At 52.7% G+C, this 13,338-nt stretch carries 16 protein-coding genes; 2 read left to right on the top strand and 14 right to left on the bottom strand.

The annotated features are described in order from the left end of the window. Positions 1-289: 289 nt before the first annotated feature. Both ACFL9S_RS18140 and ACFL9S_RS18135 read left to right on the top strand, forming a co-directional pair. A complete protein-coding gene (locus tag ACFL9S_RS18140) occupies positions 290-754 on the top strand; it encodes a helix-turn-helix domain-containing protein (protein ID WP_405263265.1) in 465 nt (154 codons plus the stop codon). Between the two features lie 42 nt (positions 755-796). Next, positions 797-1,969, top strand: coding sequence for a hypothetical protein (locus ACFL9S_RS18135; RefSeq protein WP_405263264.1), 1,173 nt, complete (start codon positions 797-799; stop codon positions 1,967-1,969). Positions 1,970-2,507: 538 nt separating this feature from the next. Here the strand turns inward: ACFL9S_RS18135 and ACFL9S_RS18130 are convergent. The 14 genes from ACFL9S_RS18130 to ACFL9S_RS18065 form a co-directional block, all read right to left on the bottom strand. Beyond that, complete coding sequence (locus tag ACFL9S_RS18130; RefSeq protein ID WP_405263263.1) at positions 2,508-4,208, bottom strand: hypothetical protein; 1,701 nt, start codon at positions 4,206-4,208, stop codon at positions 2,508-2,510. 2 nt (positions 4,209-4,210) lie between these two features. Then, positions 4,211-4,756, bottom strand: coding sequence for a hypothetical protein (locus tag ACFL9S_RS18125; protein ID WP_405263262.1), 546 nt, complete (start codon positions 4,754-4,756; stop codon positions 4,211-4,213). Further along, complete coding sequence (locus ACFL9S_RS18120) at positions 4,728-5,450, bottom strand: hypothetical protein (RefSeq protein ID WP_405263261.1); 723 nt, start codon at positions 5,448-5,450, stop codon at positions 4,728-4,730. Before ACFL9S_RS18120 ends, ACFL9S_RS18125 begins: the two co-directional genes overlap by 29 nt. Next, on the bottom strand, positions 5,440-6,027 hold the full coding sequence (locus tag ACFL9S_RS18115; RefSeq protein WP_405263260.1) for a tail fiber assembly protein: 588 nt from the start codon (positions 6,025-6,027) through the stop codon (positions 5,440-5,442). The genes ACFL9S_RS18120 and ACFL9S_RS18115 overlap by 11 nt, the downstream gene beginning before the upstream one ends. Continuing rightward, the gene (locus tag ACFL9S_RS18110; RefSeq protein WP_405263259.1) at positions 6,027-7,643 is read right to left on the bottom strand and encodes a phage tail protein; all 1,617 of its coding nucleotides are present in this window, start codon (positions 7,641-7,643) and stop codon (positions 6,027-6,029) included. Before ACFL9S_RS18110 ends, ACFL9S_RS18115 begins: the two co-directional genes overlap by 1 nt. Before the next feature lie 7 nt (positions 7,644-7,650). After that, the gene (locus ACFL9S_RS18105) at positions 7,651-8,286 is read right to left on the bottom strand and encodes a hypothetical protein (RefSeq protein ID WP_405263258.1); all 636 of its coding nucleotides are present in this window, start codon (positions 8,284-8,286) and stop codon (positions 7,651-7,653) included. Continuing rightward, entirely contained in the window at positions 8,279-9,463 is a 1,185-nt protein-coding gene (locus ACFL9S_RS18100) for a baseplate J/gp47 family protein (protein ID WP_405263257.1), read from the bottom strand. The genes ACFL9S_RS18105 and ACFL9S_RS18100 overlap by 8 nt, the downstream gene beginning before the upstream one ends. After that, complete coding sequence (locus ACFL9S_RS18095; RefSeq protein ID WP_405263256.1) at positions 9,460-9,789, bottom strand: DUF2590 family protein; 330 nt, start codon at positions 9,787-9,789, stop codon at positions 9,460-9,462. Before ACFL9S_RS18095 ends, ACFL9S_RS18100 begins: the two co-directional genes overlap by 4 nt. Beyond that, positions 9,786-11,762, bottom strand: coding sequence for a phage tail tape measure protein (locus ACFL9S_RS18090; RefSeq protein ID WP_405263255.1), 1,977 nt, complete (start codon positions 11,760-11,762; stop codon positions 9,786-9,788). Before ACFL9S_RS18090 ends, ACFL9S_RS18095 begins: the two co-directional genes overlap by 4 nt. After that, the gene (locus tag ACFL9S_RS18085) at positions 11,759-11,899 is read right to left on the bottom strand and encodes a DUF6890 family protein (protein ID WP_253537018.1); all 141 of its coding nucleotides are present in this window, start codon (positions 11,897-11,899) and stop codon (positions 11,759-11,761) included. Before ACFL9S_RS18085 ends, ACFL9S_RS18090 begins: the two co-directional genes overlap by 4 nt. Before the next feature lie 50 nt (positions 11,900-11,949). Then, the gene (locus ACFL9S_RS18080; RefSeq protein ID WP_405263254.1) at positions 11,950-12,210 is read right to left on the bottom strand and encodes a putative phage tail assembly chaperone; all 261 of its coding nucleotides are present in this window, start codon (positions 12,208-12,210) and stop codon (positions 11,950-11,952) included. A 134-nt stretch (positions 12,211-12,344) separates the two neighbouring features. Continuing rightward, positions 12,345-12,701, bottom strand: coding sequence for a hypothetical protein (locus ACFL9S_RS18075; RefSeq protein WP_405263253.1), 357 nt, complete (start codon positions 12,699-12,701; stop codon positions 12,345-12,347). After that, complete coding sequence (locus ACFL9S_RS18070) at positions 12,701-13,042, bottom strand: M15 family metallopeptidase (RefSeq protein ID WP_405263252.1); 342 nt, start codon at positions 13,040-13,042, stop codon at positions 12,701-12,703. The genes ACFL9S_RS18075 and ACFL9S_RS18070 overlap by 1 nt, the downstream gene beginning before the upstream one ends. Continuing rightward, positions 13,039-13,338 carry a holin gene (locus ACFL9S_RS18065; protein WP_405263251.1) on the bottom strand — a complete coding sequence of 100 codons (300 nt, stop codon included), beginning with the start codon at positions 13,336-13,338 and terminating at the stop codon, positions 13,039-13,041. Before ACFL9S_RS18065 ends, ACFL9S_RS18070 begins: the two co-directional genes overlap by 4 nt.

Below are 13,338 nucleotides of genomic sequence, written 5' to 3'. Positions count from 1 at the left end.
TATTGTTTTATATAAAAACACTATACAAATCATAGGTATAGAAAGTTATGCAAAATAACACAAATACTTGTAATTATTGATTAAAATCAATAATTTATAGTTAAACTATTGTCAAGTGGCGGCAAAGTGGCGGCAGGCATCCCGCCACGATCCTCCCACTAAACAAAATCACCCTGGCAATTCACCCTCTCAAAAAACCAATCACATAATTACCCAATGGGTAACTCTTTCTTGCATTACTTACCCAATGGGTACATACTAGATTCACACCAACGAAAACGGACTAGATATGAACATTATCCAACTGGCATGCAACAGGCTGAACACCAACACAACGGGCCTGGCCGAATTGCTCAACATACCGTACCGCACTGTTTACAAGTGGGAGTCAGGGGAAAGAGAACCGCCAGCAGCAGCAATAGCAGCAGTCAAGTTAGTCGTTTTTACTCAGGCCCACGGCCTTATTGATGAATGGATCAACGAAAGGAACGAAATAATGAACGAATCACAATTACTGAATGTTGCTGAGGCCATCATGGACAGCGCCGCATCTGAATATCGCGCCACTAACCTGTTAAACGCTGAAGCAGTGCAAGCGTATGCTGAAAACGGAATGGATATCTACCTGTCCACGGAAGAAGCACAGACAATCCTTGATGTGTGCGGCCCTCTGGCAGCGCGTGAATCCAATGGCGAAATTATCAGTGATAATGACTGGCACCATGAATTTACAAAACCACTCTCAATAGGTTAACTAAATTAGCCAACCCTGAACCAACACATAGAGATATTTTATATGATTGGCACACATTCAGTAAAAGCAATTGATGCAACAATCAAACAGTCCGGTATATCAGCTGAAATTAAAGAAGCCCACAACCCTAATTTAATTTCATCTCAAACGGTAAGAATGCGGCGTAAGTTTTTTGCAATCCCTGCGAATGCCGCAACGATGAAACAATACCTTGAGGAATGCAGGGCGATGCCAGGGAGTGATATGGTTTCCACACCCATTCTTCCCAATATTACCAGTGGGAAAGTAAAACAGATTCTTTTGCCATATGCGGGGAGCTATGTTTCTGCCAGCCCTGTAGGTTCCTGTGGCCTTTTATATGAACTATTCAACAGAATAAAAGAAAAAGAACTCCCTCACTTTAAATGGACAATACAGCCCAATCCCGCATCACTGGGGAATTATGGTGAATCGGTAATGTTACAGCGTGGTGTTATGCGACACTTTGCCCGACTAAGGAAAAACTATTCAGAATCAAAGTGGTCAGGTGATTACGTTCAGTTAAATGTCAGGCTGGAAAGGTGCGTAATTAATGCAGGCATGATGGCGACAGGATTCCCGGCAATAACAGCATTTGGCGGGATGGCTCACGCACTGGAACGAGCAACAGGAGACCAGGTGGATTTTGCCATCTCAGTTAACAAAACATCATGGCACTCAGGCGTTCCTAAAATTATAAATACACGTGTGGTTAAGGAACCCAAACCCGCTTATTATTCAGCAGAGATGCTAGGCTCGTTTTATTTAACCATCATATTTAGAAGTTCTGGGAGTCTGGCAAGCCTTGCAAGCGAATCTAAAAAATTAACACGAATTGCGGGAGGTGTGGTTTTTAATAGTACCGTCAGCGTTCACTACAATGACACGCCACCTACCGGAGCTTATATAAATGATTCTTCACCTGACATTGAAACCGATGATTACTATAACCCGTACTCTGATACGTTAGGTATGGCAATGAGTCGTTACCAGCACGAACCGTACACCTCTATTATACAAAGTGGATTCTCTTTTCTTGAGGAACCGAAAGAACGCCCCCTTACCCGGAATGGTTTTCCGCACGCATGGTGTGAGCCAGTATTCTGCCTTATCAATACCGGAGCGCTTACCGAAAAATCATTCTGGAGGCGCTACGAACAAAAGGGCGGCGTCTTCTGGCATGGATATTTGTCCTGATATTTGCACGATGCCCTCCCAACTTTTTCAGTCTCTGAAGTCAACCCAATACCCCCGAAGCCAGCGGCCCGCCTGGCTTTCTTCGCTTTCCGCTCCACGACAAACGATCCACGCAACGATCTAGCCAACCGACGTAAAATAGAAAAACCTATTTAATATCTTACTGTTATGATTTTCCAACGATCCATGAACGATCCGCAAAACTGAAAAACACTGAAATCCTTTTCAATCTTTTCAGTTCCGGTTCTCCGGCAAAGCCCCAGCAGCAGCGCGGGCTGGCGGGTTGGTTTGTAGAAATCTGAAACTGAAATAACTTTCAGATCCAAAAACGGCAGGCGGGTGCGGTGTAGTGCCGTTTTCGTCTCCGATCAGTTTATTTTGTCAGGCTGTCGCTGGCTGTGCGCCACGCTGTGGGGTCAATACTTTTTGATGTGAAACGGGGATAGCCGTGAGACAGCGCCTCACTGCACGCAATTGAGTGGCTCTGGTGCGGGGCGTAAAAAAGCCCGCACGCGGCGGGCTGGTGTGGATGGCCGGATTAACCGATTACCGGTTTGTATTTTTCCTTCAGCGTATTGGCCTGACTTCCGGCCTGCGTAATGGCTGCTGCGTTGGTTGGCGCTCCGGTGTCCGGGTGCGTGTGGGCTGCTGTCAGCTGCGCCAGCTGCCTGACCACATCGAGCGTATCGAGCATCAGCTGCATGACGTTAATCTGCTGACTACCGACCCAGACGACTGGCGCAATGATCTGCTGCTGTGCGGCCGCAACGCTGCTGCGGATACCTCCGGTTTTTTCCAGCAGGTCGCCCGCTATCTCGCTGGTACTGCCGCCCGCAATGCGGGCATCACGGTTACCGCTGATGCTGGTTTTACAGTCTCCTCCGATGCTGGCCACTCTGTTACCCTGGATGGCCAGCGCGTAATCCCCCAGGGTGACATGCTGGATGGCTCCGGCCATCAGCGTGACCTTGCCCACCACCGTGGTTTTGTCCGTGGCCTTGATAGTGGTTTCACGTGCGACCAGCGTGCGCCTTTCGTCGTCAGCCTCAACCACGCGTGACATAGATGATTCACTGATCGTCTGGTCAGTTTTACGCACCCAGTCACCGCCCTGTGTGATGCGCTGCGAAACTTCCTCCCGCTGCTGCTGTAGCTGCTCACCCGGTTTAACATCCGGCAGGCTGTTGCCCTCTGGCATGGTCTGTCGGACGAAAGGCTTATCCGGGCGGCCTCCATTGAAACCGATCTCTACCAGCGTCCCTTCGGGGGGAAACTGGAACGTGCCGGAATCGTTACCCGCCCCCGGCACCGGAAGCGGCACAGCGGGATATTCAGGCGTGTTTTTGTCCGGGTTACCGTCAGCGTCCAGCAGCTGCACGTTGACCGCATAGCGTGGCCGGAACGGGTCAGCAAAATCACCGCTGGTTACCGCTTCGCTGGGCGCGGTTACCCGCGCAAACTTCGGCAGGTGCACACCGGATGCCAGCTCCGGGTAAGCGGTTTCCACCTGGCGCTGTAGCGGCGTTTTTTGCAGTGGTGCGCCCGTGGCTTTGTTGCGCGGGGTCCAGGTGATTTCAAGATCGTCATTGTGCAGGCGGACACGCGTCACGCGCTGGCCATTCAGCTCAACGCCGGGGCGGATGCTCTGCACAACGGGAATAGTCATGGAATTACCGCCCGCCGCACTGCTGGCAAATTCAGCCGGGATTTCAACGGGTTTTCCGGCAAACAGGGCATGTTCAGCGGCACCCAGCCAGACGTCACCATCCGGCAACTGATACCACTGATAATCGGTCACATGAAATGCCGCACCCAGACTGGCCAGCAGTTGAAAACCCGTACCGGAATGCGTGAAATGAGGGATCGGCTTATCGGCATAATCCGCACTGGCCACGCTGACCGTCAGGCCGCTGTTTTCCGTCAGCCAGGCCGCGATCTGACGCAAAGTAGGATGCTGAAAAGAGCACGGCCAGTCGCGATCAAAGATACCCACCATTTCACGCACAAACAGGCGTTGATAGCCATTCTCTGCGGGCTGGCTGCGCTCAACGTATCCCGTAAACCAGCGCAGCAGCTTATCCGTGTAGCCCACATCCAGCCGGACCATTTTACCCGTGAAATCCTCGCTGGTTTCCGCCGTGATGAACCCCCGGCCGCACCCGTTCAGCTCCAGCGCAATATTGACGTCTGCCAGGTGTACCAGCTCACTCGACAGCCACAGCTTTTTAATCGGTTTCATCCCTACCCCAGCGAATCATTGACGGGCTTAAGCACCTTGCGTTCAAACCACGTCATTTTCTCTTCATCCTCAGCAGCAGCAACACTACCACCCACACCAGCGCCGGAAGTGCCCTGTTTCGTCGCGCTGATTTTCCCGCTTGCCCGCGCCTGTTTTTTTTCATCAACGCTCAGGCGCTCTTTGATCGTAAACGTCACCAGCCAGGCCATTTCTTTATCCTGGCGAGGTGCGTCGATATTTCCCGTGAAACTCCCCTCACGAAAGTTCACGCTGCGCGCTTCAAGGCACGCGATGCGGTAAACCTTCAGCTTTCCGCCGCCGTCTCGGGCGCTGGCCAGTTCAAAAATGCGCTTCAGCACTTCGGGCGTACTGAACGGGACCAGACCGGAGACACGCAGCTCCTTTGCCTTAATACCCTGTTCTGCTGTCGCCGTGCTGGACGTCTGTCCTGACTGGTCTTTTTCTTCAAACGCCATCGAAAGGGTGATGCGGATGCTTTTCAGTAAAATGCCCTCGCCATCAAGGGCGAACGTGGCTATCGATGTCATGGATCATCCCTCCCAGCGCCGTCAAATCCTCACCAACGAACATCATGGCCACGGTGTAAATAGCGGATGGCTGCGGGATATTTTTGAGCAATTCTGCGGCGGCGGTGGCCACATCGCCACGTGATGTATAAACCCAGGCTGGCGCCGACTTTGCTTTCAGGTCTTCCAGCCCGCCGCTGATGCTATCCAGCAGGCTGGCATGTTCCGCAGCAAACTGGCCCAGCTGTGCTTTCAACCCCTCCAGACTGCTACCCGCGCTGGCCTCCGCCTGCGCGGCTGCGGTGCGCTGTGCATTCAGAGCGGCGCGGCTTGTTGGAACGGAAAGCGGCAGCGAGGGTGGCAGGCTGTTAATCCCCTTTGCGGGCAGCTGCATTTTTACCGTATTGAGCACCGCTGAAGATTGCGCCAGCCGTGCCACCTGAGTGAAAGCCGGGGCGGGAAAAACGGTAGTCAGCAGATTAAGTGACTGCATAAAACCGTCATGGGAATCACCACAGATCATAAACACAGTCATGTCAGCATCGCCGCCCATGCTGGCCAGCTTTCCGGCCAGCCAGGTGACCGCATTAACCGGGCTAAGATACGCCCCGTTAGGTGTCTGCTGACCCAATCCGTACACCCACGGATGCGCCGCAACAATCGAGCATGACAACGCCGCCGCGTCAGAGAAAGCAATGTCAGCTTTACGCCACATCAGCAGGTTCCTCTGGCCAAATGATGGATTCCCCCAGCGAAATATCAACGGCTTTAACGCGTTTCTTATAGTCCAGCCAGCTCAACAGCTTCGCTTTGTCATCATCGCTGATGACCCCCAACGACAGCTCGTCGCGCCAGTCACGCATGATGTCATCAGCCTCAGACAGCAGGCTGGTGCGCACTGCCTCAAGCTGAACGACCTGCGCGGCCTTTTGTGCATCTGCATCTGTAACCCACTTTTTGCCATTCCATGTATCAAACGGAGTTGCCGGGGCCACTTTCACAAATCCTGCTTTCATTGCACCCAGACTGGATACGTTCTGTGCCTGGCCGTCAGCAACGGAATACACCGTCGTCCCTCTGAAGTCAGCAACATACTCCCATTCATCCCCGCGCCAGACGCAAGCATATCCGGGCTTACTTGCCGGGGGCGGCGTCAGCGTTGAAAACCCCGGGATTCCTGTACCAATCAGGACCCTAACCTCATACGTTGCCTGATATTCCCCACTTTCACGATCAAAGCCACATACTGTCACGATGCTGGTTTCTTTGGCGTTGCCGTTTTCATCAAACATTATTTAGCCCTCACAATGAAATGCCATGCAACGTTGCGCGTCCGGTTTTCCGCTGCGGTGGGTACCTGTAATGCTGAGTTGAAAGAGAGCTGGCCATAGCGATCAGTCCCCAGCGCACTACTCACCGTGGCAGAAGCGTATGTCGATCCCGAAGCCTGACCCGATACCGTAAATACCCCCGTAGGATTGCCACCGAATACCCGGCCCTGCGAGTCTGACGTCCTGCCCTCCACCATTCCCGTTATGGGACGTGATGCATCACCCTGGGCACTCATCAATACCCGCGCCGGATCTGAACCGCGCCCATTATCCCAGCCGCGAACCCATTCCGCGCGCATATCAGCAGGCAGAACATGAGCGGGATGTAGCTGCGCCAGAAGGGGATATCTTTCCGGATCAAATGACTGGGCGATGTAGGGAATAAATACCATCGTCATATCCGGCCAGATTTCATGTGGCATTTTTGCCAGCGGCCATGCAATTAACTCACCCACCATCGTGCATCCATACTTCATCATGAAAGGCAGATCCTTCAGCCCCAGAAAGTCCAGCAATTCACCGGTATTTTCCTGAGCCAGCATCTGGCGCGCGTAGTCACTCAACCCGAAATATTTAAGTGTTTCCTCTGCGCTGACTTTCTCCAGCAACGTGCGGGCGTAATCACTCAAGGGGGTTTTACCCAGCGCTTTGTCTGCACCGAACCACACCAGTTTTTTGGCTTCCGGGGCCAGCTCCTGCAACGCTTTCACCGTGCCAGATGGCTGAAGATCACGATCCGTCTTATTTCCGTGGGGGCGCAGGTCGGTAACGGAACCATCTGCATTAATTTGCGCCAGGGCAAAGACGTAATGCTTTTCATCACCGATGTAATAATCTGCCAGCGCATCAGCCACGGTTATTTTTGTTTCCACCCGCCATTCACTGGAAAGCGTTCCGCGCCAGCACACATCAACCCAAACCTTTGACGGTTTCGCAGCGATGACAATATCCTGTGTAGCCAGCAGTTCAGCACGCAAGCCGGACACATAACCAGCCCCCGCTTTTACGCTGTATTGACTGCCGGATTTAGTCACCAAAAAACCATCATTGATAAAGCCGGCATTAGCCCAGATGTCGATATTTTCCAGGCGGGTGCGCTCGTCCATTCCGGCCAGACGGGCGGTAAAATCAATCTGCCATGTGTCTGCCGGGGTAATAATCTGGGTCTGTTGTGACGCGCCGTTATATTCCATCAAAAACGAGCGCGTGAGTACGTTGCCCTGCTGCCCTGCTGCGGTTTTAATTTTCTTCTGCAAAGGGGCATGAACAATCATCGCCACGGTGTTGCTGCTCTTATGTACAAGACCAACCCAGTTGAATTCAAAATCCCCGGTATCAGCGCCCAGCACAACGGAGTACACCACCGCGTTTTCATTCACCATGCCCGTTTTACTCACCGCCTGACGGTGAGTAATCTGACTACCTGCGGGCCATGACTCGTCACGGTTGATCGGGTCGGTAATGTTTAAATCCGGCACGTTTGCAAAAACAAATTCATCAAGCGTAACAATGGAACCGTTAGCCGCCTGCTGCGCCTTAAGCCGCTCAAAAGCTTTTGTGATAACTGTCTGACTCATGATGCACCTATATTTTTGCGCCAAACGAGGCGTTAGTTTGATTTTCGAGACGCGCCGGGAAGCAAAGGTATTCACCGGGTTTCACTTCACCGCGTGGGCTGTTTCCGCCCTGATAACAGACGTATTCCCCGCCCTCCCAGCCCGCACTGATAAACAGTTTCTGACTGGTCAGCACCTCAAACTGATAGCGGCGACAGGTACGCCCGTACTGCCTGATGATCTGCAACATCAGGTCAGGATTAGCCGCCAGCTGACCATCCGAAACCCGGACGGTAATCACGTCCCAGTCAATCTCCGGCTGGCGCTCCAGCAGCTCTACGTAACCGATTCCCAGTCGTTCAAAAATGGCGATAAATCCCGCCACCGAACCCGCATCACGGGCATTGATGAAGGCGTAAGCCACCCGTAAACGAAAGAGACTCAGCGGTTCTTTGCTGAAGCGGGTAATGTCCCTGTCGTATGCCATCAGATTGAGAAACGGCTCCGGGCAGGTCAGCGGATCAAACCGGGTCAGCGGAAAGGTTATCCAGCCGTACACCTTCGCCCACCACACACGCGCCGCTTTCAGCAGCTTTTCCGGCTCCCCGGCATTCATCCATGACGGCAGGGAAAGCCCCGATAGCTTTTTGATGAAATCAGGCATTGGCAGGCACCACCGTTAGCGTTTTCAGGCGCGGCACGGACATATCACTGATGATGTCTGCCAGCGAAAATTCCAGAGAGTCGATCAGGCTGAACTGGCGATGGGCCTCATGTGCCAGATTTGAAAATGAAAAACGCATAAATGGCCACGTGCGCTCTACATCAAACTCACTGTTCTCACGAAATGCACTTCGAATCAGATTACTCACCCCGCTCACTAATGCCGCCTGGTCTTCAGCCGTAACGTTGTCCAGATTTTTGACATACACGGTTACAGCCAGATCGTGAAGGGTTTCCGGCATCGGATAGCACTGCATATCATCACCGTGGCCGTGATGGCCCTGCGTGTTGATGTAGGCATTAACCGCATCAACAAACGGCGATGACACCACCCCGGTATCCAACAACAGGTAGGCATTTGCCGTTCCCGGTCCGCGTGGGGCATCGTGTTCAAAAAAAATCCGGTCAATACTTAACCCGGCCACGCTGGCGATCATCGAACGGTACACCGCGTCAGTGTGATAATTTCCGACTAGGTTAAACTGATTGCGGGCGCGGTCCCGCAGATCGTCATCAGACTCTTCATCGGCCCCCGGTGACGTCAGCCAGTTTTCACCATTTTCCACACGAGCGATCCCGGTCACCGCAACGGGTAAAATCCGGTAATACCCCGGCGCAAGATTCCACGCACCGCCCGTACCGGAAGCTGTTACCGCAATCTGCGCGTCTGGCTTGTCTGCCGCCATCGTCACGTCAGCAACCGTTGCCAGCACGTACACCACGCCGTTAATGCGCTCAGTCTGAACCGCCGTCCCCGCTTTCACTGTCACAACGGCCTTAGCATCTTGTTTGATGAAACGGATCACACCCTGCGCAGCCGTGGCGGGCTTCGGTGTGATGTTTACCGCCCAGGCCAGCAGGCGCAACATGGCCCCGCTGGCGGTGGCCAGAAACATGTTTGCCAGCACGGTATCGGCCAGGGCCTTAATCAGCCACATCGCTGGCATGGTGACAATCGCCGTAATCAGCCGCCAGAACGGCGACATACGCGACGTATTCGTAATAAGCCCTTCGGCCTTAACGATGGAATCAAATTCCTGGCGCACAGCGTCAGCTGTAACCGGAACGCCGTTCTGTTTTAATACTTCGGTAAAATCCACGTCCGGCTTAGTCGTCACAATGACACCCCCGCGTTTATCGTTCCGAATTCATAAGTTTGTGCTGTGACAAATAATCGCTTTGCGCTTTCCTCCTGAATTTCAACCGTTCCGGGAATAATGCGTTCGTCGCTTTCAACCAGCAGTTCAAGCTGAGTGAATACATCAGCACGTAATATCGGGCTGCGCTCTGCAATAAGCTCAACAACCAGACCAGATTCAATAATAGAATGAACAATATCCTGTCCGATGCTCTGCTTATTATTGCAGGTAACGGGTTCATTACCGCCATTCAGTGAGAAGCTACCACCTTCAATCAGCAGGTCGATATATAATAAATCACTCATCCGGCCATCTCCTGCCATTCCATTAGCTGCCCCGGCGTCATTCCGTTGGCGGTGTGAATTTCAACCTTATCAATTCGCTTACTGTTATCCGTCATGCTTTTACTATTACTTGACAGGGTTTTATTAATTCCGCCCTTTTCAATGCCGTTAATATTCCCGCCAGTAGATAGCGTGTTATCAATTACGGGCGGCTGCGGGTCCGGCACTCCCCCAATTAAGTCAATGTCAATACCCGGTATCATGTTCAGTTTTTCAATAAGCCAGTTCAGTGAACTCATTGCCGTACGCTTGACCGAAGCCCAGACATTCCCAAAAACACTCATAATGCCGCTGGCGACGTTACCCAGCGTTTTTGTAATAGAGAAATTAGTCAGCAGTGCGATAAAACTGTTCCAGCCTTCGGCAATAAATTCCCAGGCTTTGACAAATACCCCGGCAACTGCCCTCACGACAGCAGCCAGGACCTGAAATGAAGTGGTATCCATGATTGCCGCTTTTATCTGGTCCCAGTGCCTGACAAGCAGATAACAACCAGCGGCCAGCAGCGCAACAGCCGCGATAATCAGCAGGATCGGCCAGCTCATGAGATTGATCGCCAGCCCTGTCAGCATCGCGGCCATACGTACCGCCATCAGCACGCCGCGCAATACCTTCATGATGAAGCCAAACGCCATAGTGGCTTTTTGCGCGATCCAGAGCGCGGCAGTGTGCAGCTTAGTGACCAGCATTAAGCCACGCCAGACACCCGTTAGCCCCCGCATAACAAACGCACCAACACCCATCACAACGTTAGCCCCGGCCCCCACCGCTGCAAAACTCAGAATGGCCAGCGCGGCATAGCCCACAACGCGGGCGATGTTGGGAAACATCTGCATCCAGCGAGCAAAGGTCTGTCCCATATCCGCAAGGCGGTTAAGCATCGGATAAAGAACCGGTATCAGCGTCAGACCGATCACTCGGCGGATGGCCGTCAGGATTTCCATGAAGCGATCCCAGGGCTTCACCATCTTGCCCGCCATCTCCTGCGTGCGCTTCAGCCCGTCACTGCCGCCCAACTCGGTGATATTTCGCTGAAGGACATCAACGTTGCCCCACAGCTGCTTAACCACCGCCGAACTGTCACCGAACGCCGCATCAAGCGCGGCCTGCGCCTTGAGATTACCTTCAATGCTATTGCCATATTTACCCTGCAACTTAATCAGCATTTCAGGCATTGAAAGCATTTTTCCGGCCGAATCACTGAGACTGACGCCCAGCTTTTTGCCGCCCTCAAGCGCCGCATTCATAAACCCTTCATAGGCTCCGCTGGCCTCTGAACCCAGCGTGCGCCTCAGTTGGCCCATGACGGCCATTTGTTCATCAATGCCAACACCGAAGTTAGAGCCGACCCCGCGTGCGCCCTCCATCAGGTCTTTGATGGCCGCCATATCAGTACCGAAAGTGTTCTTCATGTACGACATTTTTCCCGCCAGTTCCTCAGCAAACTGGACCTTGCCGACCTGATTTGCATAGCTCTGGAAATTAGCGAACATCTGGCCCATGAACTCAGCCGACTCTGCCGCCGTGCCGCCCAGTGCTGCGGCGGTAATGTTGGCGGTACGTGTGACTTTCGGTAGCTCTGTTGCCGTCAGCCCGGCAATAGAAGCGTTAATGTCAGCGGTAGATTGAACGAATTCCACTGCACTTTTTCCGTATGCCATTGCGAATGTATTCGCATCACGCTCAATTGTTTTTAAAGCGCTGCTGTCGATACCCCTTGCTGACTGCTCCTGCAATGTGTCGTACATCTCAATCGCAGGTCCTAACGCGCCCTTGATCGCCATGCCCACACCAAACAGCCCGGCACCACCCACCGCAATACGCTGGAATGAAGCACGGGATTTATCAGCAAATGACGTCACCGAACCCTGCGCCTGTTTTAACGGGCGGGTTATTTTATCAATCAGCGATAGTGTAAATTCCAGTGACTTCATTCTTTTCCTTTAAATGCCAGCGCAACACCGTTAGCCACGGATATACGTTGATATTCCCAGTGTCGGTTATCCAGCCACAGCGCAGCGGCGAGACTGTCCTCACTATTATCCTCATGGGGTAAATAGTGTCGTCGCAAAATAACGTATTGTTCGAGTCCGTTAGATTCTATATTACGGACCCGCTCGGTTAGTTTTTTACCGTAATTTCCAGCTCTGGCGTGTACTCTTCCAGAACTTTACCGACAATTTGTAGCGTAGCTCCCGGTTGCTCCATGATTTTCAACAGCGCTTCTTTGCTGCCTGCTTCCACAATACGGATAAGGAAATTATGCGCAGGAGCGACCTTATTGCTCATGGACATTTCATTGATATATTTGTTATACGTTGCCATGTCGGGTGAAAATGAAATATCAGTCCCGGCGATGGTCAACACAATTGATTTAGCCATTATTCAAACTCTCTCTTATTAAGATTTCATCAATTAACTGGTTGTGACGTGCCGCGCAGACGGAATAAATATCCAGCCATTTAATCAAAGACTCTGCGGCGGCCTGTCCGTTATTAGCCGTTAACCGGGGAAGATTAACGGAGCATTTTACTTTCAGGTTTTCCTGATAAGGTTCGTTCTGCTTTTTCAATGGCGGCGTTGTACATCCCGACAAAATCATCAGAGACGCAGACATGAGTAAAAACAGGCTTAACCACCTCAGTACGAATTGACGCGGGAATAACATCCCTCAGCTCCTCCAGTTGCGTTTCCAGTTTTTTTCCCGATGCGCTGGAGATGGCCTGAACGGCAACCCGGCTTTTTTCAGCGCTGGCGCTGGCGGCACGCTCGATCACCAGGTCGGTGCTGTCCCGCTCCCACCCTGCGGCCGTCCACCCGGCCAGAAACGCGCCCAGCACAGCGAAAACAATCAGCGCCACGTTTCTGGCCATCAGCGCACCCCGTTATGTTCCAGGCTAAAGTGATTGCCGTCCGGGTTGCTTTTGAAGCGGCCGCCCCAGCTCCCCCCGATGGACTCCCAGTATTCACCAAGGGCGCGGTAATCTTCAGTGCGGGTTTTATACTCGCCGTTGATAAACAAATTAAAATCCACCGCCAGACGCTGGGTGTGCAGGCTGTTGCTGATACCCGTCCCGCTTTTTGCATTCAGCTTTGCCTGTTCCGGCGTACGATATGCTTCTCCAAACGTCAGTCGCATTCCGTTGTTGTCTGCAAAGTTAATCAGCTGCGCCACAAGCGCGGTAAACAGCTGCTGTTTTTCGCTCAGTGTCATACTGGTTTTTTCCCCGTCAGCAGCGTGCTGCCTTTGCGTTTAAGCCACATTTCAATCGCCTGGTGACCTGCAATCCCCAGCCCCGACCCGATACCCAGGATCGCAGTGAGCGAAAGCCCAGGTATCCAGACCAGCACCGCCCCGGCCACCATGGACGTTGCCGATCCCAGAATGATGCGCCCCAAAAAAAGACGCGGGGTCACCTGCTCCGGGCTGACCAGCAGATTTCCCAGCGCGATCAGCGCCCCGGTCATCAGCAGCAGCAAAATTGCCAGTACCCCTTTTTCTTCCTGCAT

This window comes from Erwinia sp. AnSW2-5 (genome assembly GCF_045107195.1).
Taxonomy (GTDB): Bacteria; Pseudomonadota; Gammaproteobacteria; order Enterobacterales; family Enterobacteriaceae; genus Erwinia.
The sequence above is the reverse complement of the archived record's forward strand: the minus strand, read 5'-3'. Positions and strand labels throughout refer to the sequence as shown.

Bases quoted from the DNA above. Each gene is read 5' to 3' on its own strand.
- ACFL9S_RS18065 (WP_405263251.1), bottom strand. From the start codon at position 13,338: ATGCAGGAAGAAAAAGGGGTACTGGCAATTTTGCTGCTGCTGATGACC.
- ACFL9S_RS18090 (WP_405263255.1), bottom strand. From the start codon at position 11,762: ATGAAGTCACTGGAATTTACACTATCGCTGATTGATAAAATAACCCGC.
- ACFL9S_RS18115 (WP_405263260.1), bottom strand. From the start codon at position 6,027: ATGTTTGATGAAAACGGCAACGCCAAAGAAACCAGCATCGTGACAGTA.
- ACFL9S_RS18075 (WP_405263253.1), bottom strand. From the start codon at position 12,701: ATGGCCAGAAACGTGGCGCTGATTGTTTTCGCTGTGCTGGGCGCGTTT.
- ACFL9S_RS18140 (WP_405263265.1), top strand. From the start codon at position 290: ATGAACATTATCCAACTGGCATGCAACAGGCTGAACACCAACACAACG.
- ACFL9S_RS18110 (WP_405263259.1), bottom strand. From the start codon at position 7,643: ATGAGTCAGACAGTTATCACAAAAGCTTTTGAGCGGCTTAAGGCGCAG.
- ACFL9S_RS18135 (WP_405263264.1), top strand. From the start codon at position 797: ATGATTGGCACACATTCAGTAAAAGCAATTGATGCAACAATCAAACAG.
- ACFL9S_RS18130 (WP_405263263.1), bottom strand. From the start codon at position 4,208: ATGAAACCGATTAAAAAGCTGTGGCTGTCGAGTGAGCTGGTACACCTG.
- ACFL9S_RS18105 (WP_405263258.1), bottom strand. From the start codon at position 8,286: ATGCCTGATTTCATCAAAAAGCTATCGGGGCTTTCCCTGCCGTCATGG.
- ACFL9S_RS18095 (WP_405263256.1), bottom strand. From the start codon at position 9,789: ATGAGTGATTTATTATATATCGACCTGCTGATTGAAGGTGGTAGCTTC.
- ACFL9S_RS18125 (WP_405263262.1), bottom strand. From the start codon at position 4,756: ATGACATCGATAGCCACGTTCGCCCTTGATGGCGAGGGCATTTTACTG.
- ACFL9S_RS18070 (WP_405263252.1), bottom strand. From the start codon at position 13,042: ATGACACTGAGCGAAAAACAGCAGCTGTTTACCGCGCTTGTGGCGCAG.
- ACFL9S_RS18120 (WP_405263261.1), bottom strand. From the start codon at position 5,450: ATGTGGCGTAAAGCTGACATTGCTTTCTCTGACGCGGCGGCGTTGTCA.
- ACFL9S_RS18080 (WP_405263254.1), bottom strand. From the start codon at position 12,210: ATGGCTAAATCAATTGTGTTGACCATCGCCGGGACTGATATTTCATTT.